Raw genomic sequence first — 23,014 nt, forward strand, 5'->3', positions numbered from 1 at the left:
AGGGGATTAATGGTTAAGGTCGTTCACTTTTTGACTGATAAGGATATGAAAGATATGGCTCGTAAACTACAAATAACATGCGCTGCATTTTTGGCTTTGAGTGGAATAAGTGTGCCTGCGATGGCTAAAAATATTTTAGATAAACTGACCGTTGCAGAAGGCTTTAACCTGAGCTTATTTGCAGATAATGTTGACAATGCGCGCGAAATTGCCGTATCCGAAAAAGGCATTGTCTATGCGGGCTCGATGAAGGCCGGGAATGTTTATGCCCTTATCGACCGTAACCAGGACGGTGTTGCCGATGAGAAAATTCTGGTTGCCTCGGGACTAAAGCTACCATCAGGTGTGGTGATCAAAGATGGCGATCTGTATGTCTCCGAAGTGGAGCGCATCATTCGCTTCAAGGATATTGATAACCACTTAAACTCACCAACATTTGAGGTGGTCTTTGATGGGTTTCCAACTGAAACCCACCATGGCTGGAAAGTACTAGGGGTTTCACCGACTGGCGAGTTAATCATTCCTGTAGGCGTGCCTTGTAATGTGTGCGCGGAGAATGAACGCTATGGACGTATTTTCTCGCTCAATCTCGAGACTAAAAAATTAACCACCATTGCCCAAGGGGTTCGTAATTCCGTCGGGTTTGATTTTCAGCCTGGCACTCAAACCCTTTGGTTTAGCGATAATGGCCGCGACATGATGGGCGATGATATTCCTCCCTGCGAAATCAATAAGGTCAGTTACTTGGGTGAACATTTTGGCTTCCCCTATGTGCATGCAGGTACAATTCTTGACCCTGAGTTTGGCCAAGGTAAAGATCCTACCAAGTACACCGCTCCTGCGCTCTCCTTAGGGGCTCACGTGGCGCCACTAGGCATTCATTTTTATCTTGGTAAACAGTTCCCTAGCGGCTATCAACAGCAGTTGTTTGTCGCTGAACATGGTTCATGGAATCGCACTAAGAAAGCGGGTTATAAAGTGGCCGTGGCGACGATAGAGCAAGGCAAGGTGGTCAAATACACTCCATTTTTAACTGGCTTTATGCAGGGCGAGCAAACCTTTGGTCGCCCAGTGGCCTTTGCTGAATTGGCCGATGGCAGTTTACTCGTGTCGGATGATTATGCAGGGGCAATCTATCGCGTCACTTATCCGCAGACAAAGTAGCCAATAGGTGAAGTCTTAAACGCTTATTCTTAGCCGTTGGCTTGATTAGCAGGGGACTCTTGCCAATCATGGTTGCCCACCGAAGGATATTGGATTGGCGCTAATCTAGCTGATAGACAGCTTAAAAAATAATGCGCGGGATAATTGAAATTGAATTAATTATTCCGCGCATTTTTGTCTGTTCTTGTGAATATGCGTTTGAATATTCAAGCGAAATTTAGTCGCGCTTGCCCCAGATATGGCTATTAATCTGGCCATCTGTTGCGGCTATCGATGTAGCCGTACTTGCCTGAGCTGGTTTCTGTGCTGGTTTCTGTGCTGGTTTTGCAGGTTTTTTGGCCGATGTTTTCGCTGGTGCATTGGATGTTTTTGCGGCGGGCAACGGCAGTTTATTGGTTTTTAAATATAAATATTCTACTTTTTCCCGTGCCCAATCGGTTTTTCTTAAAAATCGTAGACTCGATTTGATACTCGGATCTTCGGTAAAACAGCGGATCTTGATGCGAGCTCCGAGTTCTTCCCAGCCATAGTGCTCAACGAGTTGTGTGACTATGGTTTCCAGTTTGATGCCGTGTAATGGGTTATTTTCTTGAGTCATTTTGTATAAATTACCGTGAACAATAATCGGATTATACCAGTATTATACCGATTGACTAAAATCATAGATAAAAAAACGGGCACTCATCAGTGCCCGTTTGCTTTGTATATCAATATTGTTGGAAATTAAGCTTCATCGGGTAATTCGCTGTCGCTATCAACTTCACCTTTACCTTTGGTTTTCACAATCAGTAAGCCTGTGATGACTAGCGTTGAAACAGTCCCTGCGATGGTGGATAAGGTCATCGGTAAGCCTGCACCTAAAGTTGCAGAGTTAAGTAGGAAGGTGATAACCACTGTGGTCATAAACATGGCTGGAATGGTGGTGATCCAGTGCAGTTTATTGTGACGCAGTAGGTAAGCAGAGGCCGTCCAGAGCATTAATACAGCAGTCGCTTGGTTAGCCACACCGAAGTAGCGCCAGATCACGCCGAAGTCGACTTGAGTCAGTAAGCCACCAATCACAAACAATGGAATAGCTAACACTAAACGTTTAGGTAAAGCCACCTGCGGCATGTTAAAGAATTCAGCCAAAATCAGACGAGCAGAGCGGAAAGCCGTATCGCCTGAAGTAATTGGCAGAATGATCACACCAAGGATTGCCATAAAGCCACCCACTGCGCCTAACAGACCAGTTGATGCTTCGTATACAACGTTTGCAGGGTTACCCGCCATGCCTGTGCTTAATCCTTCAACACCGTGGAAGTAAGATAGTGCAATCGCACACCAGAGTAGGGCGATGATACCTTCACCGATCATGGCACCAAAGAACACAAAACGACCGTTCTTTTCGTTTTCAACGCAACGTGCCATCAGTGGTGATTGCGTAGCGTGGAAGCCTGAAATCGCACCACAAGCGATGGTGATAAACAGCGCAGGCCATAATGGCATATCTTTAGGGTTTAAGTTTTGGAAGAAGTCGCCCGCTTGCACATTGGGCAGTAGCGTATGTTCGCTAGAAAACATAATCGCAAAGGCTAAACCAAATGACATGAAGAACAACAGCGCGCCAAAGAAAGGATATAAGCGACCGATAATTTTATCGACGGGTACCACAGTGGCAATCAGGTAGTAAACGAAGATAATTGCAACGAAAATGCTAACATCCCAACCCGTTAGCTTGCCTAACAGGCCTGCTGGCGCAGAGATAAACACCACACCTACGAGCAATAATAGAATGATGGCAAACACATTCATAAAGTGCTTGGCACTTTTGCCTAAATACTTACCGGCAAGGTTTGGTACAGATTGACCACCATTACGGACCGACAACATACCGGAGAAGTAATCGTGCACCGCTCCTCCGAAGATACAGCCGATCACAATCCACAACATCGCTGAAGGACCGTAGAGCGCCCCGAGGATTGGACCGAAGATTGGACCCACACCCGCGATATTCAATAATTGGATTAAGTACACTTTGCCTTTCGACATAGGCACATAGTCCACACCGTCGGTTTGGGTAAAAGCCGGTGTTTGACGTTTTTCGTTGATACCAAATACCTTTTCGACAAAGGTACCGTAGATAAAGTAGCCGCCGATCAATAGACCGACACAGAGTAGGAACCACATCATTTTAGTTATCTCCCCATTTTGAGTTGTGCAGAGTGTAAACAAGTTGTTTACATAAAACAGGGGTAACTGGGTGAGAGGTCGATAATGCTGACTCAGCGGCAATAGAATGGGGCGAGCGGTTGTATGAGGATGTCATTCATAAGTATTAACCGCCTCCAGCGGCTTAGATACGCGCATTAGTGGTTAACAATGGGGCTATTGGAAGCCGAACAATTGCTTAAGACTTTTTAAATAACGGCGAGAAACGGGCACTTTGTCGCCAAGCAGAGTCGTGACTTCGGCGCCAGTATCGAGCAGCTCTATTTCGGCAATGGCTTTGGGTGAAATCAGATATTGGCGATGGCAACGCACTAGCGGTGTTTTTTCTTCCAGCACTTTAAGGGTAAGTTGGGTATGGACTTTGCCCTTGATACAGGCGACATGAATACCGCTTAAATCACTAAAAACATACTCAACATCTTGAATGGGGATCACTTTTAATTTACTACCGCTGTAACAGGGTAGGTGCTCGAGGCATCGAGGCGCGATCAGATTAACGGCTTGCGGAGTGAGGTCCTTACGAACACGTTTTAGGGTTTGGCTGAGTCGATCGGCATCTATTGGCTTAAGTAAATAATCAAAGGCATGATTATCAAAGGCTTTGACGGCAAATTCATCAAATGCAGTGACAAACACGATTTTAGGTAAGGTGTCGGGATCGAGCATAGCAATCAGTTCCATGCCTGAAATACGTGGCATTTGGATGTCGAGAAAAACTAATTGAGGCTTTTCTTTGGCAATGGTTTGCAATGCTTCTATGGCGTTGCTGCATTGGCCAATAATTTCAATGTCGGCTTCTTGGCCGAGCAAATCCGCAAGCTCCTCGCGAGCAAACAATTCATCATCGACAATCAAACAAGTGATCACGTGCTAGTTTCCGTCTGTTCTATGGGTAAGCGGATGGTCACCTTGGTGTATTCATCCGGTTTGCATTCAACTTGGATGCCATACTGTTCGCCAAACAGATTTTGTATCCGTTTATGAACTAAATTCATCCCCAATCCCTCAGAATCGATTGAGGGTTGATAAAGGCCAGCGTTATCTGTCACCTCAAGGGCTAATATATGGTCATCCATGCGTCCCGTGACCTTGATTTGTCCTTGCTCAATCATATGGGAGGTGCCATGTTTTACCGCATTCTCAATGATGGGTTGTAGGGTAAATGCAGGCACTTTACAGTGGTAAAGTGATTCAGGTATAGCAATGTTGACCTGTAATTTATCAATAAATCTCGCTTTCTCAATAGTGAGATAAGACGCTATGTGATCGAGCTCATCCCCGAGTGTCACTAAACCCGTTGTACGTTTTAAATTGATCCGCAAAAATTGTGACAACTGCTGCAACAGTTGCTTCGACATATCGGGATCGCGCTTAATAATCGCACTGATGGTATTGAGAGCGTTGAATAAAAAGTGTGGATTCACTTGAGCTTGCAGTAATTTTAATTCCGCTTGGGTGAGCAGGTTTTGCTGCTGTTCAAAACGGCCGTAGAGGATCTGGTTCGACAATAGCCGAGCAATCCCTTCCCCTAAGGTGCGATTAATGTTCAAAAATAGTTTATTTTTTGGCTCGTATAACTTGATGGTGCCAATGACTTCGGTGTCGCTGCGAAGTGGGATCACAAGGCTCGAACCGAGTTTACACTGGCTCGAAATCGAGCAGGAATAGGGCATCTCCACCCCATCGGCGAACATCACCTTGTTTTGGTTTATGGCCTCAAGGGTGATTTTTGAGGAAATCGGTGTTCCAGGGATATGATGGTCGGCACCAATACCGATAAAGGCCAAAAGTTTTTCTCTGTCCGTAATGGCAACAGCACCCACATTGGTTTCTTCAATGACAATTTGCGCGACCTTGCCGCTGCTTTCTTCGTTAAACCCCTTAGAAAGCAGCCCAACACTGCGCTCGGCAATTTTAAGCGCCTTGGTTGAGAAACTAGAGGAGAGCTTGTCAAACATGGTTTTTTGGTCGCGGATCATGCTCATAAACAGCGCTGCGCCAATGGAATTAACCAACAGCATAGGCGGAGCTATCTGCCGCACTAATTCCCATGCGGCATCAAACGGGCGTGCAATCAGCAAAATAATGCTCATTTGCATCATTTCGGCGTAAAAGGTCACCAAACAGACTAAGAGCGGATTGTAGATAAGTTCACTCTTACCCGCGCGGCGTAGGTAAAAACTGATCATTCCCGCGGAGAGTCCTTCGAGAGTGGTTGAAATCGCGCAGGCTAAATCGGTAAAGCCACCCATGCTGTAGCGGTGTAAACCGCCAGTGAATCCGACTAAAAATCCGGTGACAGGACCGCCGAGTAAACCGCCTAGCACGGCACCCATGGCGCGAGTATTGGCAATGGCCCCTGAAGTTTGCTCACCAAAATAGGTCGCCATGATACAAAAGCTAGAAAAAACCAGATAAATAAATATTTTATGAGGTAGGCGCGGTGATGTTTCTGCAAACAGTTTAAAAAGAGGTGTTTTACTGACTAAATAAACAATCACTAAATAAAGTGACATCTGTTGGGTCAGTAGCAAGATCAAGGACATAGTGGCTCACTTTATCGTCACAGCGGTCAGCGCAGTTATTGACATTGGCAGTATGTGCGCGAGATCAGGGTTAAAATTCAACAGTTCGGTTATAAAGCCTAATCTTATTTGCATCTTTTGGAGAGACTATGTCCGATTCTGTTCACGGTCATGACGTTATGGCGCTGATGGTAGCGCAAGCTCATCCCGTTTTAAAGCCTCAGTTTATTGCTCTGATGACTGAAACTTTTGGTGAAGCAGCGCGTTATCACACTTGTAGTGCCGAAAACCTTACTGCGGAGGAGTTAATTTTTTTGTTGTTGAGTAAAGGGAAAATGGCAGAATCAGCGCAAGGGCTCGCCCTTGTTGCTGGGCGGCAGTGTCATCATTCTCATCATTAAGTATGGCTAATCTGGTCTATGAGCCGCGCAATAGCTTGGGGTCATAGGCCATAACTTGCTGTTAAAGAAAGGGTGATCAGCGGATTGGTTTACCTTGATGCTCATGAAGATTAATGCTCATCCTGCTTACTTTTATTTACCACTTCAAGCTGTTCTGCAATCGTTTTTTGACAGAATTCATCAATCAAGATCCGCAATAAGCGTGATTTGGCTATTTTAGTTCCTTTAGCGAGCCCATCTAATTGGGTAATACTGGTTTCCGTTAAGGTAAAGGTGGCATGGCGATAAATTTTGGCTGACTTTTTATCTAAGCCTTTTGGCTCTGCGGGAGGCACCGCTAAAATACTCGCTTTACCTAAAGCATAGTTATTGGCATCTTCGATAAAATCCTCAATAGAAACCGTTTTGATAACTTGTTTTGGTTTCTTGCGTTTAAGATCAGTTAAGCTCATAACTATTTTCTGGTGGTAAGGTGAACAGCTCATCCACTATGGCGCGGATCTCGTCGGCCGCTTTCCCATCTGGCTCAATTTCCATTACGGACGATCCTTTTTCCTCACTGTCATCGTAGATATTTCGGCAAAAAGTCACCGAATTGAGTACGCGTAATCCAAAGGATTGGACTACTTCTTTGGCCTCTAAAATACGCTTTACTTGGGTGGGCAAAGCGGGACATTGGGTTAGCACAATGGTTGCCACCATTTTGGGATTAACCATCTTACAGGTGCTGAGCATATCTTCCATATGGGGTAAGGTTTTAAGATCGCGACGTTTGGGTCTAAGTGGGATAACTACGTAAGTGGCCACCGACATGGCGGCGCGCATAGCAAGGTTATCTTGACCGCCACAGTCAACAATGACGTAGTCGAAGCGTTCATTAAGACTGAGCAGATCGTTACGTATTTTGCCGTAGAGCTGAATACAATTGATTGCTGGGAGGCTAGGGTCGTTGTTTCGAGCTTGGATCCAATCGGATGTTGTACGTTGGGGATCGCAGTCTACCATTAGTACATTGGCGGCAAATTTTTGCTTTATATAAACCGCAAGATTTTGCGCGAGGCAACTCTTGCCACTGCCACCTTTCTCTCCACCCACCAGCAATATCATAGCAATGTCCTTTGTACGAATAGTTCAACTAATTCAGTGTAGAACAGCTCAATCGACCCTGCGTAGCTAGATTGAAATTAAAGCAATTGCATCGCGACATGATAACTTTGATCATGACGTTTAGAGCAGCGGCAAACTTGGCCTTTTACGCTATTTTGTCGGGATGTTTCTGGATTGAATGTCACGTTAACTAATTCACCGAGTTCAAATGGGTTTTTATAATCAAACAGAATGCCTCTGCGGGCTAAATCGATACATACGCCTTCGTCCGTATGTTCAACGCCATTCTTATCAGTCCAATGCAAGAGCACGCGTTCAGCTTCCATATCTACTCGAAGTGAGCTGCGTTTTTCTTCAAATCCAACTGGATGTTCACCCATAACTCAATTGTCCCGTAAATAATTGATCTCAGTAAAACTAGCATAATTGCTTTTTGGCAGAATACCAATCTGAAAGCGAGGGATTTGGAAGGATTTTGCAGGTAAAGAATGGCGCCATTGAGCTTGGTTGGCAATGGCGCCCAGTAGTAATTAGTTATCGTATTCTTGATTTTTAGGATAGGGCATTTTTAATTGGCCCCAACGGATCACGATGACCGTTGCCGCAAGGATCAAGGTTGAAAGCGAAATTGCGGCGATCCGCCAGTCATCCATACTCTTCATATCTAAGATCAAATAACGTGCAAGGGCAACAATGGCAATATACAGCGGCATGCGCACGGGCAATTTTCCCGATTCTGCATAATTAGCAACCATGGCCAGTACTTCGAGATAAATAAACAATAACAACAGATCGGCAAGGGCGACTGCGCCGACATTAAATACATGGACAATTTCTTGACCAATAGCAACCACAGTCGCTATTGCTATGATGATTAAGACGAGATGCTCAACTGCTTTTAAGCCTTTGGCACCATATTGACGATAAAATGGCATGGGTACTCCCTACTCAATATTTTTGTAAATAGTAACAGTAAAAATACTTTAGGTAGGGAAAAGAGACGCGATTCTCTGTGACTCAATTCACAAGATAGTAATTGGTTGTCTGCTAAAGGCATCGCGCCATGAGTTTTCTCAAGTCACCTTGCTTAGCCTGGCCGCCCATCGGCTCTGACGCGACAAAGCATTGGTGCGTAGTAGTAACAGAAACACCCAAAAGCCAGCATCCAACAAATAATGGCTGCGAGCATTAATTCAATAAACCATGCACTGGGTAAACCCGCTAAGACACGGAACTCTGTAGCCAGTAACATTAACCCAAAAGCCAGTGTCATTGGCCTAGCGGGTTTTAGTTGTCTGCCGGTATGGCCTAGCGATACCCTCGACATCATTGCGAGGATCATGCCGCCAAGTCCTCCAACAGTAATGGCATGCATTCCTACGGAAAGTGGTAGTCCTGTAGCAATCAGTATCAAACCAATGGGAATACATAAGTAACTTAAATGCAGTGACCATAACAGCGGCACAGACCAACTTGCCAGCCATCCCCAACGAGACCAACGTAGTAACAATACCAGACCCGCTATACCAGCCAGAGCGCGCGTCAGTAATATTATCTGCGGTAAAAAGAGACTCGCAACAAGCGCTAATAGGCTAGCAAAACTTAACCATTCCAGTACGGGAATGGGGGAGTGTCTTTGCCATTGGGTGGCGCGCTCAGTAAAGAATGGGATCACTCTACCACCAAGCAGAGCAACAATTACCCCAACAAGGATGACTGCTGCATAAAGACCATTATTAGCCCACTGTAATTGATTAGTTATTAAACCGTAATAGCTAAATCCATTAAAAAGCGTGAGTAAACTGAGAATAGGGATAAACACAAAGTTACGCCATTGGCGTACTTTAACCACAGATATTGATAATGCAATTGCGGTTAAGGGTAAAAACATCAAGTCGATGATCATGATCGCCACAAACGGAATATCTAGCGGCAATATAAATAAAAGCCTTGGTAGTAACCAGACCGTAAATAGCCCTATAAGGGGTAAGCCTTTCAACCCAGGTTGCCCTGTCCAGTTTTGTACTGCGGTGAGTAAAAAACCTGCGACGACGGCACAGGCAAACCCAAAAATCATCTCATGACCATGCCACCATAAAGGATTGATGTTGTTAGGAAGTAATGGCAGACCGGAAAGAAATCCTCCCCAGATCCCTAAACTTAATAGACTAAATAGACTCGCAAATAAGAAGAAAGGTCTAAAACCTAAGCGGAAAAGCGGTATTTTAGGTTGTAAATGTGCAGGTTCATCAATATTCAACATAATGACAGCGTAGTAGTGAAACACGAAAAGTATTTTAAGCTGCAAATTAAATGAATGTATATATCTACTTATGAGTAGCTTGTAAGTAAGTGTCCGGGTGAAGGGATAAAGATAGTCTTATCGTCGTGGTTTAATCTATTGATAAGGTAAGAATAAATTACAATAGAGGACGTAAAGGAAATACAGAGATGCAAACACTAAAAAGGTGTTAATGCTTAACTTGTTCAATTAGGAAAGTTAATTTCTCTAACATAAAACAAGTTAAGCCATTGTGTCTGCAAGTCGCAATTATTTGGTCTTACGCTTTTGCCACTTAAACATGATCGAGTATTTCCAGAGGTTACTGATCATTAAATATCCTACAGTAGAAAACACGATCCCTAATACTAGGCAACCTAGTAGGAATGCTGGCCCAATTGTGGCTAATGAGGCTTCTATCCATTGCCAGCTTGCCTCAAAGGCAAATTCCTGCGGTGCGTGGCCCAGAATTTTTGCACCTAATAAATAAGCCCCATAAAACATAACTGGCATCGTAAGTGGATTGGTGATCCAGACTAAAGCGACGGAAACGGGAATATTGACATTAAAAAGGATTGCAAAGGCCGCGGCGACCACCATCTGAAAAGGCATTGGGATCCAAGCGACAAACAAGCCTATGGCAAAGGCCCCCGGCGCAGAGCGTCGATTAAGCGCCCAAAGATTAGGATTGTGTAATAAGCGACCGAAAATGCGTAGGTGTTTGTGCTCACGCAGGGTTTCAGGCTTAGGCATAAATCTTTTTATTAATTTTTTTGGCATAGGCTGAAATTGCTGTCTTAACTTAATTCACTATGAATGGATTCATGTTTGGCTTTAGTGCCACCTTACTGTCAGCGATGTTATGGCCTTCGCTGCCGCCAATTACTTATCTACCCTACTTTTGCTTTGGGGCTCTCATCTTATTCAAAAAAGCACCTAGCTTATCTGGCACACTCTTTGCGATGTTCTGGCTAACAGGATTTTGCTTAGTGTTATCTCGGCAGGATCTTCCTTTATCCCAACAGCCTATACAGGTGAGGGGCGAAATCATATCACTAGTTAGTCAAAACAGCGACTGGGTTAGCTTCGATATTGTTGTCGATAAACCAAATTTAATCTTTGGGCCAACGGCTAAGTTGCGTTTAACCTGGCAATCCGAGGCGACACTGCAAGTTGGGCAAGTTTGGGATTTCACTTTTATGCCTAAAAGTATATCCAGTGTTCTCAATCAAGGAGGATATAACGAACAAAAGCAATTGATTAGTCAGCATATTGTCGGTAAAGGCCGCGTTATGCATGCAAGGCTTCAAGCTGAGCGTTTTTCGTTAAGACATCACTTAATCACACGACTTGCTCCAAAGTTATCTGCGTTAACACAGGGGGATATTCTGCTGGCGTTAATCCTCGGGGATAAACAACTTATCTCGCAAACTAAGTGGCAGGCGTTAAGGCAAACGGGCACGGGCCATCTGGTGGCGATATCGGGATTACATTTATCGGTGATCACCGCTTGGGTCTATGCTTGCGCTTTGTTTTTTCTTACGCGTTTGGCGCCGCATCCAAGTCGACGAAATATAGTTATTGCGCTCATTTTAGCAGGAGTGAGTGCTCTATTTTATAGCTATTTAGCCGGTTTTGCCGTGTCAACACAGCGTGCGTTAGTGATGATTTTATTGGTTATGCTGTTGAGTTTATTAAGACGCTACTCAAGCGCATGGGACCGTTTGCTGTTTGCCTTATTTGTGGTGTTACTCATTGATCCTCTCGCTTGTTTGAGTGCTGGATTTTGGCTTTCTTTTTGTGCTTTGGCGATTATTTTATATACCTTAGAAAGTGCCAAATTTACACAGTCTGTTGATAGTAAAACAACTTTTTTAGCCAAGTTGCGAGTCAGAGTCATACAGTTTTGGTCAATACAATGGCGCTTAAGCCTGATATTGGGACTGCTGCAAGCCATCTTTTTTGGTGGTGTGAGTATCCATAGTTTGTGGATGAATATGCTGGTGGTGCCTTGGTTTAGTCTTATCGTCATTCCGCTATCGATGCTGGCTTTTATCATCTGGTGGTTAGGTACGTTTTTAGGGCAATCGTGGCTGGGATTATTCAATTTGGCGGATTTAGGACTATTTCCCTACGGCAAGTTACTTGAACTCAGCGTCGATTTACCCGCCCATTGGCATGTGGTTTCCGAGACATTATTAGCAGGCGGCCTGTGCGCACTTTTTGCGTTGATTCTGTGGCGATATGTTCCTCATCGGCGCCAATATTGGCACTGGCATTTATTGATAGGGTTACTGTTTCTTCCTCTGGCATTGTCTGTTTTTCAGCGCATTACAGCATTGAAAACCACTCAGTGGACGCTACATTTACTTGATGTCGGGCAAGGATTAGCCGTGGTGGTTGAAAAGGATGATAGGGCACTTATCTATGATACGGGCGCCGCATTTGGCGATGATTTTAGCTACAGTGACCGTGTGATTATCCCTTTTCTTAATACTCGAGGATTAACTGATATCGATTTTATTGTGATCAGCCACGGCGATAACGACCATGCTGGAGGCGCTCAAGTACTGGCAAAAGCGTATCCTCAGGCAAAATGGATTACTGATGTTGACCACTTAAATGCTCAGCCTTGTTTGCCACAACAGATTGATTGGCAACAACTTACCTTACGCTTTATTTCCCCACAAACCCAGGCGGGTGGCAATAATGCTTCTTGTGTGCTGCGGATTGATGATGGTCAGCAAAGTCTATTACTGAGCGGTGATATTGAAAAGGAAACAGAGAGTATATTGATTGAGCGAGTGCAAGCGGGCTTTATACTTAAAAGTCAGGTGCTTATTGCTCCACACCATGGAAGCCGCACCTCATCTACGCTGGCATTTATTGAAAGGGTGGCACCGGAGTTAGTACTTTTTCCAGCGGGGTTGAATAATCGTTATGGCTTTCCTAAAGCCGATGTCGTTGCCCGCTACCAAGCTTTGCAGATAAACCACTTAACCACCGGGATTGAAGGACAAATTAGCGTTACTTTTGAACAAGGGCGACTCGACGTAAAAACCTATCGGCAAGATTTAGCTCCATTTTGGTATAACCGCTTGTTTAGATTTGGTGACTTGATTAATCCAGAGTAGAATGAGCACTTTGCCATAATTTAGTGTTACCAATGACAGCATATCCTAAAGACGAAATGTGGACCGTATTCAAGCGATTACTGGCCTATCTCAAACCGATGAAGGGCATGTTTTTGCTTTCAGTTGCTGGCCTTATTGTGTATGGGCTTGTCGATGCGGCTTTTATTTCTTTTATTGGCCCTTTTATCGATAAAGGGTTTTCCAGCAGTACACCAGCGATAAGTAACGGTATTGCACTCCCCACGAACCAAGGCTTTCATGCCGATAACCAAGTGCTATTAATGGCGCCTATCGTGGTTATTTTAATGTTCTCCCTGCGCGGCTTTGCAAACTTCGTATCCACCTACGGCATTTCTTATATGAGCGCTAGGTTAATTATGGATATGCGCCAGCAAGTGTTTCAACATTATCTAAGTTTACCAGTGAGTTACATGGATAAGGAAAACACGGGCAATTTAATTTCAAAAGTGACCTTCGATACCGAGCAAATTGCCCGTGCATCTGGCAGTGCCTTGATTTCGATTGTTCGTGACGGTGTGACCGTTATCGGTATGCTGGGATTGATGTTTTATAACTCTTGGAAGCTTTCTCTGTGTATTTTAGTGATTGGTCCGATTATGGGATTAGTGATGACTATTGTGAGTCGCCGCTTCCGTAAGGTGTCGAAACAAATCCAAACGGCGATGGGGGATGTCAGTGCCGCAACGGAGCAGATGATCAAAGGTCATAAAAACGTACTGGCCTTTGGTGGACAAGAAACAGAAACGGCTCGCTTTGCCAAAATTAATGACAGAAACCGTCATCAAAATATGAAGCTTGCGATCGCACAGGCTATCAGCCAGCCGCTTATCATGGTGATTGGCTCTTTTGCCTTGGCCTTTGTGCTGTATGCGGCGAGCCTAGATAGCATGAAAGCCGATTTGACCGCGGGTACCTTTGCGACGATTCTTGGGGCGATGATGGCCATGCTGCAACCCATCAAAAACCTCACGCGTGTGAATGCCGAATTTCAACGTGGTATTGCAGCGTGCACCACAGTATTTGAACTGTTAGACACTTTGCCAGAATCGGATACTGGTACTTATACCGTTACTCGTGCTAAGGGCAACTTACGTTTCGATAATGTTTCTTTTAGTTACGAAGGCCAGGAGCGCCGCGCTTTAGATAAAATTGACTTTGAAGTGTCCCAAGGGCAAACCTTAGCCTTAGTCGGGCGCTCTGGGTCGGGGAAATCGACGATTGCAAGCTTGGTGACTCGTTTTTACACCGGACTAGCGTCTGGCGATATTCTGCTTGATGATGTGAGTATTTATGATTATTCATTGAAATCATTACGTAGCCAAGTGGCTTTGGTATCGCAGCAAGTGACACTGTTTAACGATACTATTGCCAATAATATCGCCTATGCCTATCCGGGCGAAGTCACCCGCGAGCAGATTATTCAGGCGGCGACTTTAGCTCATGCAATGGAATTTATTGAGCAATTACCCGATGGCTTAGATACCCAAGTCGGTGAAAACGGCGTGCTATTGTCAGGCGGTCAGAGACAACGGATTGCGATTGCGCGGGCAATGTTACGTGATGCACCAGTGCTCATTCTGGATGAAGCGACATCGGCCCTTGATACTGAATCTGAGAAAGCGATTCAGCAGGGATTAGACAATTTACGCCAAAACCGCACCTCGGTTGTGATTGCTCACCGTTTATCAACGATTGAAAGTGCTGATCAAATTTTAGTGGTCGATCAAGGTCGCATCGTTGAGCGTGGTACCCACAAATCGCTACTCGAACTTGGCGGTATGTATGCCAAGTTATACCAAATGCAGTTTGGTAGCTAAATGCAGGCGTTAGTTAATAAAATTTGGTATCAAGGCCACCCATTACGGTGGCTCTTACTGCCTTTTTCTGCGTTGTTTGCGCTTATTACCACAATTCGCCGTGGTTTATTTCGTTTAGGGATTAAATCACAAACCACACTGCCAGTCCCCGTGATCGTGGTGGGCAATATTACCGTTGGCGGTAGTGGTAAAACCCCCACTGTCATCTATTTGATTGAACTGCTGCGTCAACAGGGGTTTAATCCGGGTGTGATCAGCCGTGGTTATGGCGCGCATATCCAAGGGGTAAAAGTCGTTAGCGTAAAGGATGCTGCAACTGATGTGGGCGATGAGCCAGCTATGATTGTGGCGCGTACTGGTGTGCCTATGGTGGTGGGCCCTAAACGTGTTGATACCGCAAGAACCTTGCTGGCGCAGTTTGCCGTGGATGTCATTATCTGTGACGATGGCTTGCAACATTACGCCCTCGGCCGTGATATTGAGTTGGTGGTGATTGATGGAAAGCGCGGTTTAGGGAATCGTCATTTGCTTCCAGCAGGCCCACTACGGGAAGGTGCTTGGCGTCTTAATCAAGTGGATTTTGTGGTGGTCAATAGTGGACCCGCGCAGGCGAATCAATATGAGATGCAGCTGAGTCCAAGTGCGGTGTTGCCGGTAAATCCTAAGGCTGAGGCCGTGTTTGACCCGACGCAGCCCGTGGTGGCAATGGCGGGTATTGGTCATCCGGCGCGTTTTTTTGAAACCTTAACGCAGCAAGGTTTTCAACTCGCGTTATCCCATGGTTTTGATGACCACCAAGCCTACGATAAACACGTGTTATGCGAGCTTGCAGCATCTCGCCCCTTGATGATGACTGAAAAAGATGCGGTTAAATGTCGCGATTTTGCACAAGAAAACTGGTGGTATTTGGCTGTCGATGCCAAGCTATCGCCACAATTTGATCAACAGTTGCTGAGCCGATTACGCTCTGTGGCTGCAGCTAAAAAAGGAAAATCCCATGGCGTTTGATAAAAAACTGTTAGATATCGTTGCTTGTCCAGTATGTAAAGGAAAGTTGGAGTACGATAAGGCGGCGCAGCAATTGATTTGTAAAGCGGACAAATTAGCTTATCCCATTACCGATGGCATCCCAGTGTTATTGGAAAATCGTGCCTTACCGTTAAATGAAGCAGTTTGATTTTTAGGCATAAAACTCAGCGTTATTGCACTTAACGGTTTGAGCAAGTCGTGTACTTGCGACACCGCCGTGCATAAGTGTAGAGAACAGGGCGATCATCTCGCCCTTTTCATGACTTAAAAGCGCACAAACTTTTGTTTATCTTCCTCAGTGGCGCCTTCTTTACATTCACCACGTATTTCTCCCCGTCCTGATTCTATTATTCGGCTCAACTCAAAGTAACCTTCGCGGCAGTAACCTGTCATTTCTAAGGTTTTCTCGAGTCCCAATTCAACTTGTCTGCCCCAGATATCGAGTGCATCCGCTTGTTGTTGGTATAAACGACGCTGCTCGCGGGGATCTTGCGCGACTTGACGCATACGTTCTTCGTGGGGGAAGGGGCGTTCGGTGACATCTCTTGGTGAGTATTCCTCCGCAAAACCTGCCTGATAGGTAAAGAGTTTAAGGCCATCTGCGCGGATATCAGTGGTGAGTTTGTCTTTAAATTTACCTGCAAATTCAGAGGGGTCTATCGGAGCGCTGCTGCAAGCGAGTAATGTTAAGCAGCTCAATAATGTCAGGCTTATCGATCTCAATGGCATATCAAGGATTACTCTTAGATGATTTACTTAGCGAAGAATACCTTAATATGTCGCTCAATATCATGCAATTATCGGTTTTATTCGCGATATACTGGTAAAGAAGTTTATTCGCCCGAATAAGTTGGTTAATCACCCTATACCGATACAACTTGAATCTGCTCTGAAACTTGTCGCGATAGGTTGAATGGGCATCTACTCCGGAGCCTTACTGATGCTGGATTTTTGGGCCAAGCGATTTGCTGAAATAGACTGGAATATCAGCCCATTACAGGGGGTAAGCCTGCTACTGCTGGGACTTTGGATTTATGCTATTTGGCCTAAGGAAGAGTTACTGCAGGTTGTTAAGGATAAAGGCTTGCAATGGCGGTTGTTGTTAACGCTGATTGCGGTAAATACCTTATGGCTCCTCAATGCCAGTATTCAAGTCGGAATTCATTTACATTTTCTAGGGATAGTCACTTGTCTATTGATGTTTGGTTGGCGCTTAGCGACGGTTGCCTTACTCCTCCCAAGTGCGTTTTTCAGCATATTTGTCCTAAAGCAGCCTGGTGAGTTTGGTGCATTTGGCTTGTTTGCAATAGCCCTCCCGTTATTCTGTGCGTTTATGCTTTACAGCCGCAGTTACCATTTATTTCCTAAGCATCTTTTTGTGTTTATTTTTGTTGGCGCCTTTATTAATGCAGGATTATCGACGGTTTTTCATCAATTTAGTTGGGCATTTTGGCTTTGGTTGTCGGCGGATTATGACTGGAGCATGTTAGTTGATAACTATCTGATGTTAATCCCGTTATTAGCCTTTCCTGAGGCGTTGCTCAACGGCATGGCGGTGACGCTGTTGGTGGTGTATCAACCCCAATGGTTGTTTGATTATTCTGACCGTGAGTACTTGTGGCGTAAATGAAAAGCGCGCCGTGGGGCGCGCATTGTTGTGCTAGGCAAAACGTTGTTCTAAGTAGCTGATGATATCCTTAGATTCATATAGCCATTGCACTTGACCATTGTCTTCAATCCGTAAACAGGGCACTTGTTGCTTGCCACCTTGGGCGATGAGCTCATCTTTATGTGGGGATTTTTTTGCATCCAAGGTTTGGATATTTAGCCCTTGACGGCGCATGGCTCGGCGCACTTTTACGCAGAAAGGACAAGCATTGTACTGATATAGCGCCAGTGCTTGAGTTTGCGCATCGATTTTTTGTTGTTCTGCTGATGGGCGTTTGAGTTTCTTTGGGGCGAACACAAAGTTAAGCAACAAAATGATCCGGCCTAAAATCCAGCGAATAATGAACATAACTACCTCGAGTAAAAGTGTTTTAGCGCGCCGCAATATTGGCTGTGCGAAAGGGGATAGACGCGCGGAATGTGATTCCGCTCGCATAAAGCCGCAGAGTTTAACCTAATGGATGTTTTAGGCCAAGTAATAGAACGAGGGGGCGCTACCTTAATCAACCAATAAAAATGCCCAGTGAATACTGGGCATTTGATTCTCTATGGTCTTGTACAACGCGTTATTTAGCTTCGATGCTCATATTCACTTGGGCAGCATCTTGATTGAGGGTGACGCGACTTTCGAGTAGGAAAATGCGTTCAGGTGCGATGCCCTTGCTATCAACAAGGTAGGCCTTGACTGATTTCGCTCTCTCCTGCGCTAAATCTCCCAACCTGTCTTGACCGACCGTTTGCGCTTTTAGCGAAAGGTTATAAAGCGCGATATGCCATCGGGTGGTCAGTTCCTCTTTACTCAGTGGTGCATCTTTGGTTTCAGCAATAATATTGTCTTTCACATCATCAGGATTGGCCTTAACTTCCTGCTCATAGAGTTTGAGAAGGGCATCGGCTAGAGGTCCTTGAGTCGGAAACTGACTCGGGCTGAGATCTGCCGGCAATTCCGTCAGTTGAATATTCGCTAAGGCAGCCAGCTTGCGTTTCATCATACGCTCGCTAATTGCTTGGCTATCGTTTATTGCATCGACACTGCCCTCAAGACTGAGCTGTAGCATGGGTCTATCCTCTAATCCTTTGGCGAGCTTATCTAGGCTTTCTTGCTCACGGGAAGTGAGGGTAAATTGCCCGGGATTAAAGGGGATTTTATCTAAGGTATCATCAGCGCCAATGAGACCTGCAAGGAAAGAGAAGGGGGCTGTGACGGCTTTAGTAATCACATTGGTAATGGCTGTCATGATGATGCTGCCAACACTAAAGCTGGGTGAGTCTAGATCGCCAGAGACTTCCATTCCTAGGTCAATTACGCCATGGCGATCCTGCAATAATGCAATCGCTAACGTTACGGGTAAACTGGTGGCTAAATCACTGTTACTGCGTTTCCCCAGTTTGAGTTGATTAATCACTAGGTGGTTGCTGCCCTTGAGTTGGTTTTGCTCAAGTTTGTAGTTAAGTGCTAACGACAATTGCCCTTTATCAATGTAATAGCCCGCATAGGTGCCAGAGTATGGGTTTACTGACGTCAGCTCAACACTCTTAAAAACCAGGTCTAAATCAAGATAAGGTTTATCTAACAAGGGATTAATATCCCCCTTTAATGTCACTGGTGCATAGCGGTCAATTTTGCCTTTAATATCGACTGATGCCTTAGTACCCGGCTTGGAGGATAGGTGACTGATATAACCTTCTAGCTGCTCGATGCCTGAGGCAAAGTTAGGTGTTAGCGAATTATCGGCAAAAAATGCTGATCCTTGGTTAAAGCTAATTTTTTGAATATCTAAGCTTAACTCGGGCTTCTTAGCTGCGGTTTGGGATGGTGCAACTGTATTGGTGCTGATTTCGGCTTGAATGCCAGTTTGCGCCATTTGTCCAGTGACTTTAGGCTCGGCAATGGCTTGCTGTTCAATAATCAGATTGCTGATATTGGTTGTACGATCCTTCGCGATAACAACCTTGGCATAAGGTTGCTCAAAACTTAAATGATCAATCTTGATTTGATTCTGTTGCTGGTCAAAATCGAGCTGATTAATATGCATTTTTTGCCATTTCACCAATGGCGCTTTGCGGATGCTGTCGAGGATATTCAAATCATCCAGCTCAACGTTACCTTGATAAATGGCTTTGCCTTTGCCATCGGCATGAACCTCGCCATTGCTACTGAATAGGCCGCTTTTTAGCTGCATATTGACATAGGGCTCAAGGTAAGGTTGAAATTGGGCTAAGGCCAACTGCTCCACTTTGAGGTTAGCGCTGATGGCTTGCCCAAGGACATCGACTTGCCCCTTGGAGGTAAAATGGCCTTTATCGTTTAGTCCAAAGGAGAGTTGGTATTCAATCGGGGCTTTTAAATCGCTCACTATGGTTTCAGTCGCAAAATCTAATGGATAGATTCGCCATTGCTGCGCCGTTTTGCTGAGTTTGTGCTCCTCAAGCTGAATATCATAGTTTTTGACATTCAGCCCTCCCAGGGTGACAAGCCATCCATTAGGGTTTTCTGTGGCACTGTTATTTGCCACAGCTTGCGAAGTGGTGGGGTTAGCGACTATCGCTTCAGACGCTTCAGTTGCATCAGAGGGTGTTGGTGTACCAGAGGTCGCTGCCATCGATTTGGGCATCAACAGTGGTACTAAATCAATACCTTGTTCATCTAGCTTGGCCTTAAGACTTAAGCCTTCAGTGTGGATTTGCTTAATATTGACCCGCTGCTTGGCCAGATTAGCGCTGATCCCATCTACAGCCAGCAAAGGTAAGGTGATAACTGATTGGTCACCATTGAGCAAATTCACTTTTTCAACAATCACTTGTCCACGTTCGGCAGTGAGTTGTAATTCACCTTGCTCGGGTAAATCTACTTGGTAATGGGCGTTAATACTGAGCTCACCTGTCCCCAGTTTGACATTGAATTGATCGGCAACAAATTGCCAGAGCGGAGCAAGTTTGAGTTTGGCAAGCTGTACATCCCCGACGAGCTTAAAGGGAAACAGCTGAAATTGTCCGGCAAGGCTCACTTCACCTGCGTGGGCATCCTGCAACTGGGCGACAAATTGGTTATGCACGATAGTCGTAGTGGCATTTGTCGCCGATGTTGCTGGAGTAGTATTCGCCGTAGTTGTTGCTGGAACGGCATTGTTTGTCACCGCATCTTTGGTTGATGACGTCTTAGCTACGCTAGCAGGATTAGGTAACATCAGGTATTCAGTATCTAATTGACTGAGTTTGAAGTTGATATTGGGGTAATCAATTTGCGCCTTGGTTATCTTGTCATCAAATTTGAACTGGGCAGCACTGACGGTTAACTCACCTAAGATGATGCGCAAAGGACGTGCTTGTTCAGCACTCGTGTCTGGTTTGCTGGCGGTTTTAGCTTGGTTGAGGGTGGTAACGATGTCGTCAAAGTTAAACTGAGTTGCCCCATGAGTTTGAAACCGTTGGATATGAGCAAAGGGCGTTTGCAACTGAATATGATCAATCACTAAGGCTCGATTGAATATAGACTGCCAAAAATGCACCTCAAATTGGAGCTGTGCTAATCCGGCAAAATCCCGATTATCTTTCTCTTTAACGGCGAGCTGGTCGATATTGACGCGGTAGTTAAAAGGATTGATATGCATACCCTGTAAACTGACCGGACGCCCTAATAGCTGTGAAAGCTTCTCTGGGGCGAAGGCGACGATAGCCTTGGGGAGTATTAATCCGAGGGCGATAAGGTAACTTAAGTAGGTAATGGTTAAATAGACGAGAACTCGTTGGTATCGGGGGCGACTAAAAAACGCAAGTTTTAACCGTGATAGTTGAGTTAGCATAGTCAGATTAATGCTCCAATACGCACGCTGTCGCGAAATCTATCAATAAATGTGGTTATTCTAGCGAATAATGCTTATCTCTGCATGATTTTTTTTGGTGTTTTGTCAATTAAATCTGAGTGTTACCGTATGGCAACCAATGTGAGTCAGAATGTATGTTAACTCATAACCCTCGCTTTACGAGGGTAACATGTTGTGTCTCCAGTGGGCATTTTATGACCGCTAAGCTTTTTAATACGAATAGCTTAGTTTAAGTGGTGAGATAACTTATTGCGGCGATGACGGCGCCTTGTGGATCTTTTATCCAACAAAAGCGACCCACTTTCGGAATATCTTCTGGACCAAACAGAATATCGCCACCAAGTTTTTTAGCATTAATCGCGACCAAGTCGACATCGGCGACCGTGACATAACCTGTCCAGTGTGAAGGTAGCGTCGGGAGCTGATTGTCAGTGATACCGCCGATACCTACACCTTGGTTTTCAATCAAGTGGTACTGACCATGGGGCATCTTGACCGTTCTAAATTGCCAGCCAAATACTTCACCATAAAAGCGCATGGCCTCTTCAGTGTTGTGGGTCGTGAGTTCATGCCAGCCTAAGGCACCAGCGGTATTAAATGCAGAGTCCATAAGCGCGTCCTTTATATTATTGAGCCTTGTGGCGAGGCGATTAGTATTTTGAGTGTAGACGATGCTTTTCAATAATTCCTAAGCAGATCCAGAAATGTGACATTATTTTCTGCTGTAAATCATTAAACTAAGTTAATGTTAATTAATGAAATAACAAAAATCTGTTTATCGAGTTTGTCTTGATGTTGTGCTTCTGCTGCTCCGCTGAGTATTTGCTGAGTTTGCGCTCTGTTTTGCGGCTGATTGGTGGTGTTAGTATTGTTTTACAGCATTAGACCTTACTCCCCTTCGCTTGCTAAACTAGCGCCATTTGCAATCGATGAAATTGCGTAATAGGGGGGATTAACGATTGAATAAGAGTTTAGTGACCAATGTGTTGGCAGCCATTTGTGTGATCTTGGGATACGTGCTGAGCTTACCCATTCTATTTAATGTTGGGTTGTTTGCATTATCTGGTGCGATAACCAACTGGCTTGCGGTGTATATGTTGTTTGAAAAAGTCCCTGGTTTGTATGGTTCTGGTGTGGTGCCTTCGCGGTTTGAAGAATTTAAACTCGGCATTGCTCATCTGATGATGAAACAGTTTTTTACCGCTGAAAACATTGATCGTTTTTTGTCTGAAAAAGAAGGCATAAGCCAAATCGATTTAGCGCCTGTGATTGAGAAAGTAGACTTAGCACCGTCTTTCGATGCCTTAGTCAATACTGTGGCACAATCTTCATTTGGTGGCATGTTAGCCATGTTTGGGGGGACTGAGGCGCTAATGCCGCTAAAAGAACCCTTTATTGAGAAGATGAAAGCTTCATTGGTCGATATGGCCGAGAGTGAACAATTCCGCAGCCTATTGAAGCAAGAGCTTGAACAACCAAATGTGATGGCCGATTTACAACAGAAGATTGCTAATATCGTTGAGCAACGCTTAAATGAATTAACCCCGCAAATGGTTAAGCAGATAGTTCAGGAGATGATCCAAACGCATTTAGGTTGGCTCGTGGTGTGGGGCGGTGTGTTTGGTGGTGCCATCGGACTTGTCGCCGCCTTAGTACAGGGCTAATCTGAGATTAGCCACTATCGCGAAGGGAGCAATGGCTCCCTTTTTTATTTTTAGCCCAAAACCACCTACTTCAGTAGGTGGTTATCATCATTTGAGGCTTTGCCTGTATACCTACCCATGTTAAATGCATCTTTGATTTTTAGCGAAGTCAAAAGAGGCAAATAACAT

At 44.9% G+C, this 23,014-nt stretch carries 22 protein-coding genes; 8 read left to right on the forward strand and 14 right to left on the reverse strand.

Annotation, left to right across the window (positions count from 1 at the left end; genetic code table 11):
- Nucleotides 1–54 precede the first annotated feature (54 nt).
- Nucleotides 55–1,164, forward strand: coding sequence for a PQQ-dependent sugar dehydrogenase (locus tag MMG82_RS14800; protein WP_080612398.1), 1,110 nt, complete (start codon nt 55–57; stop codon nt 1,162–1,164).
- 217 nt (nt 1,165–1,381) lie between these two features.
- Here MMG82_RS14800 and MMG82_RS14805 read toward each other — a convergent pair whose 3' ends face one another.
- From MMG82_RS14805 to MMG82_RS14820, 4 genes are all read right to left on the reverse strand, one after another.
- The gene (locus MMG82_RS14805; RefSeq protein WP_241407024.1) at nt 1,382–1,762 is read right to left on the reverse strand and encodes a VF530 family protein; all 381 of its coding nucleotides are present in this window, start codon (nt 1,760–1,762) and stop codon (nt 1,382–1,384) included.
- 125 nt (nt 1,763–1,887) lie between these two features.
- Nucleotides 1,888–3,336 carry a carbon starvation protein A gene (locus tag MMG82_RS14810; RefSeq protein ID WP_037419613.1) on the reverse strand — a complete coding sequence of 483 codons (1,449 nt, stop codon included), beginning with the start codon at nt 3,334–3,336 and terminating at the stop codon, nt 1,888–1,890.
- A gap of 195 nt (nt 3,337–3,531) precedes the next feature.
- Nucleotides 3,532–4,242, reverse strand: coding sequence for a two-component system response regulator BtsR (gene btsR, locus MMG82_RS14815; protein ID WP_037419615.1), 711 nt, complete (start codon nt 4,240–4,242; stop codon nt 3,532–3,534).
- On the reverse strand, nt 4,239–5,921 hold the full coding sequence (locus MMG82_RS14820; protein ID WP_037419617.1) for a sensor histidine kinase: 1,683 nt from the start codon (nt 5,919–5,921) through the stop codon (nt 4,239–4,241). The genes btsR and MMG82_RS14820 overlap by 4 nt, the downstream gene beginning before the upstream one ends.
- Nucleotides 5,922–6,049: 128 nt before the next feature.
- Here MMG82_RS14820 and MMG82_RS14825 point away from each other — a divergent pair, with 128 nt between their 5' ends.
- Nucleotides 6,050–6,301 (forward strand): YecH family metal-binding protein, encoded by a 252-nt coding sequence (locus MMG82_RS14825; RefSeq protein ID WP_037419620.1) that lies wholly within the window; start codon nt 6,050–6,052, stop codon nt 6,299–6,301.
- 110 nt (nt 6,302–6,411) lie between these two features.
- On the opposite strand, the gene MMG82_RS14830 is transcribed toward MMG82_RS14825, so the two are convergent.
- From MMG82_RS14830 to MMG82_RS14855, 6 genes are all read right to left on the reverse strand, one after another.
- A complete protein-coding gene (locus MMG82_RS14830) occupies nt 6,412–6,753 on the reverse strand; it encodes a hypothetical protein (protein WP_047537483.1) in 342 nt (113 codons plus the stop codon).
- Nucleotides 6,740–7,408 carry an AAA family ATPase gene (locus tag MMG82_RS14835; protein WP_011623182.1) on the reverse strand — a complete coding sequence of 223 codons (669 nt, stop codon included), beginning with the start codon at nt 7,406–7,408 and terminating at the stop codon, nt 6,740–6,742. The genes MMG82_RS14830 and MMG82_RS14835 overlap by 14 nt, the downstream gene beginning before the upstream one ends.
- Nucleotides 7,409–7,485: 77 nt before the next feature.
- The gene (locus MMG82_RS14840; protein WP_037419625.1) at nt 7,486–7,788 is read right to left on the reverse strand and encodes a PilZ domain-containing protein; all 303 of its coding nucleotides are present in this window, start codon (nt 7,786–7,788) and stop codon (nt 7,486–7,488) included.
- Nucleotides 7,789–7,938: 150 nt separating this feature from the next.
- A complete protein-coding gene (locus MMG82_RS14845; protein ID WP_011623180.1) occupies nt 7,939–8,343 on the reverse strand; it encodes a phosphate-starvation-inducible PsiE family protein in 405 nt (134 codons plus the stop codon).
- A 152-nt stretch (nt 8,344–8,495) separates the two neighbouring features.
- Entirely contained in the window at nt 8,496–9,671 is a 1,176-nt protein-coding gene (locus MMG82_RS14850; RefSeq protein ID WP_047537487.1) for an NnrS family protein, read from the reverse strand.
- A 288-nt stretch (nt 9,672–9,959) separates the two neighbouring features.
- Nucleotides 9,960–10,469, reverse strand: coding sequence for a DUF2062 domain-containing protein (locus MMG82_RS14855; RefSeq protein WP_037419631.1), 510 nt, complete (start codon nt 10,467–10,469; stop codon nt 9,960–9,962).
- Nucleotides 10,470–10,501: 32 nt separating this feature from the next.
- Between MMG82_RS14855 and MMG82_RS14860 the strand changes: the two genes are divergently transcribed.
- Genes MMG82_RS14860 through MMG82_RS14875 form a run of 4 tightly spaced genes read left to right on the forward strand, consistent with a single transcriptional unit; the run spans nt 10,502 to nt 15,838 of the window.
- A complete protein-coding gene (locus MMG82_RS14860) occupies nt 10,502–12,823 on the forward strand; it encodes a DNA internalization-related competence protein ComEC/Rec2 (protein ID WP_241407025.1) in 2,322 nt (773 codons plus the stop codon).
- A gap of 32 nt (nt 12,824–12,855) precedes the next feature.
- Nucleotides 12,856–14,661: a lipid A export permease/ATP-binding protein MsbA gene (gene msbA, locus MMG82_RS14865; RefSeq protein ID WP_047537493.1), complete on the forward strand. Its 1,806-nt coding sequence runs from the start codon at nt 12,856–12,858 to the stop codon at nt 14,659–14,661.
- Nucleotides 14,662–15,669 (forward strand): tetraacyldisaccharide 4'-kinase, encoded by a 1,008-nt coding sequence (gene lpxK / locus MMG82_RS14870; RefSeq protein ID WP_047537495.1) that lies wholly within the window; start codon nt 14,662–14,664, stop codon nt 15,667–15,669.
- Complete coding sequence (locus tag MMG82_RS14875) at nt 15,659–15,838, forward strand: Trm112 family protein (RefSeq protein WP_037419644.1); 180 nt, start codon at nt 15,659–15,661, stop codon at nt 15,836–15,838. Before lpxK ends, MMG82_RS14875 begins: the two co-directional genes overlap by 11 nt.
- 116 nt (nt 15,839–15,954) lie before the next feature.
- Here MMG82_RS14875 and MMG82_RS14880 read toward each other — a convergent pair whose 3' ends face one another.
- Nucleotides 15,955–16,419 (reverse strand): hypothetical protein, encoded by a 465-nt coding sequence (locus tag MMG82_RS14880; RefSeq protein ID WP_037419646.1) that lies wholly within the window; start codon nt 16,417–16,419, stop codon nt 15,955–15,957.
- Nucleotides 16,420–16,630: 211 nt separating this feature from the next.
- On the opposite strand from MMG82_RS14880, the gene MMG82_RS14885 reads away from it, so the two are divergent.
- Nucleotides 16,631–17,320 carry an energy-coupling factor ABC transporter permease gene (locus MMG82_RS14885; protein ID WP_047540500.1) on the forward strand — a complete coding sequence of 230 codons (690 nt, stop codon included), beginning with the start codon at nt 16,631–16,633 and terminating at the stop codon, nt 17,318–17,320.
- Nucleotides 17,321–17,350: 30 nt separating this feature from the next.
- Here the strand turns inward: MMG82_RS14885 and MMG82_RS14890 are convergent, their stop codons facing one another.
- The 3 genes from MMG82_RS14890 to MMG82_RS14900 all read right to left on the reverse strand — a co-directional run bounded on the left by MMG82_RS14890 (nt 17,351) and on the right by MMG82_RS14900 (nt 21,792).
- Nucleotides 17,351–17,707 carry a glutathione S-transferase N-terminal domain-containing protein gene (locus MMG82_RS14890; RefSeq protein WP_037419649.1) on the reverse strand — a complete coding sequence of 119 codons (357 nt, stop codon included), beginning with the start codon at nt 17,705–17,707 and terminating at the stop codon, nt 17,351–17,353.
- A gap of 217 nt (nt 17,708–17,924) precedes the next feature.
- Complete coding sequence (locus MMG82_RS14895) at nt 17,925–21,161, reverse strand: DUF748 domain-containing protein (RefSeq protein ID WP_241407026.1); 3,237 nt, start codon at nt 21,159–21,161, stop codon at nt 17,925–17,927.
- Between the two features lie 250 nt (nt 21,162–21,411).
- Complete coding sequence (locus tag MMG82_RS14900; RefSeq protein WP_037419655.1) at nt 21,412–21,792, reverse strand: VOC family protein; 381 nt, start codon at nt 21,790–21,792, stop codon at nt 21,412–21,414.
- Between the two features lie 349 nt (nt 21,793–22,141).
- Between MMG82_RS14900 and MMG82_RS14905 the strand changes: the two genes are divergently transcribed.
- Nucleotides 22,142–22,846, forward strand: coding sequence for a DUF445 domain-containing protein (locus MMG82_RS14905; RefSeq protein ID WP_241407027.1), 705 nt, complete (start codon nt 22,142–22,144; stop codon nt 22,844–22,846).
- Nucleotides 22,847–23,014 lie beyond the last annotated feature (168 nt).

Source organism: Shewanella sp. MM_2022_3, assembly GCF_022557375.1.
Classification (GTDB): Bacteria; Pseudomonadota; Gammaproteobacteria; order Enterobacterales; family Shewanellaceae; genus Shewanella; species Shewanella xiamenensis.

Excerpts from the sequence above, each read along its gene's own strand:
- MMG82_RS14800 (WP_080612398.1), top strand. The coding sequence starts at position 55 with ATGGCTCGTAAACTACAAATAACATGCGCTGCATTTTTGGCTTTGAGT.
- MMG82_RS14805 (WP_241407024.1), bottom strand. The coding sequence starts at position 1,762 with ATGACTCAAGAAAATAACCCATTACACGGCATCAAACTGGAAACCATA.
- MMG82_RS14810 (WP_037419613.1), bottom strand. The coding sequence starts at position 3,336 with ATGATGTGGTTCCTACTCTGTGTCGGTCTATTGATCGGCGGCTACTTT.
- MMG82_RS14820 (WP_037419617.1), bottom strand. The coding sequence starts at position 5,921 with ATGTCCTTGATCTTGCTACTGACCCAACAGATGTCACTTTATTTAGTG.
- MMG82_RS14825 (WP_037419620.1), top strand. The coding sequence starts at position 6,050 with ATGTCCGATTCTGTTCACGGTCATGACGTTATGGCGCTGATGGTAGCG.
- MMG82_RS14830 (WP_047537483.1), bottom strand. The coding sequence starts at position 6,753 with ATGAGCTTAACTGATCTTAAACGCAAGAAACCAAAACAAGTTATCAAA.
- MMG82_RS14835 (WP_011623182.1), bottom strand. The coding sequence starts at position 7,408 with ATGATATTGCTGGTGGGTGGAGAGAAAGGTGGCAGTGGCAAGAGTTGC.
- MMG82_RS14840 (WP_037419625.1), bottom strand. The coding sequence starts at position 7,788 with ATGGGTGAACATCCAGTTGGATTTGAAGAAAAACGCAGCTCACTTCGA.
- MMG82_RS14845 (WP_011623180.1), bottom strand. The coding sequence starts at position 8,343 with ATGCCATTTTATCGTCAATATGGTGCCAAAGGCTTAAAAGCAGTTGAG.
- MMG82_RS14850 (WP_047537487.1), bottom strand. The coding sequence starts at position 9,671 with ATGTTGAATATTGATGAACCTGCACATTTACAACCTAAAATACCGCTT.
- MMG82_RS14855 (WP_037419631.1), bottom strand. The coding sequence starts at position 10,469 with ATGCCAAAAAAATTAATAAAAAGATTTATGCCTAAGCCTGAAACCCTG.
- MMG82_RS14860 (WP_241407025.1), top strand. The coding sequence starts at position 10,502 with ATGAATGGATTCATGTTTGGCTTTAGTGCCACCTTACTGTCAGCGATG.
- msbA (WP_047537493.1), top strand. The coding sequence starts at position 12,856 with ATGACAGCATATCCTAAAGACGAAATGTGGACCGTATTCAAGCGATTA.
- lpxK (WP_047537495.1), top strand. The coding sequence starts at position 14,662 with ATGCAGGCGTTAGTTAATAAAATTTGGTATCAAGGCCACCCATTACGG.
- MMG82_RS14875 (WP_037419644.1), top strand. The coding sequence starts at position 15,659 with ATGGCGTTTGATAAAAAACTGTTAGATATCGTTGCTTGTCCAGTATGT.
- MMG82_RS14880 (WP_037419646.1), bottom strand. The coding sequence starts at position 16,419 with ATGCCATTGAGATCGATAAGCCTGACATTATTGAGCTGCTTAACATTA.
- MMG82_RS14885 (WP_047540500.1), top strand. The coding sequence starts at position 16,631 with ATGCTGGATTTTTGGGCCAAGCGATTTGCTGAAATAGACTGGAATATC.
- MMG82_RS14890 (WP_037419649.1), bottom strand. The coding sequence starts at position 17,707 with ATGTTCATTATTCGCTGGATTTTAGGCCGGATCATTTTGTTGCTTAAC.
- MMG82_RS14895 (WP_241407026.1), bottom strand. The coding sequence starts at position 21,161 with ATGCTAACTCAACTATCACGGTTAAAACTTGCGTTTTTTAGTCGCCCC.
- MMG82_RS14900 (WP_037419655.1), bottom strand. The coding sequence starts at position 21,792 with ATGGACTCTGCATTTAATACCGCTGGTGCCTTAGGCTGGCATGAACTC.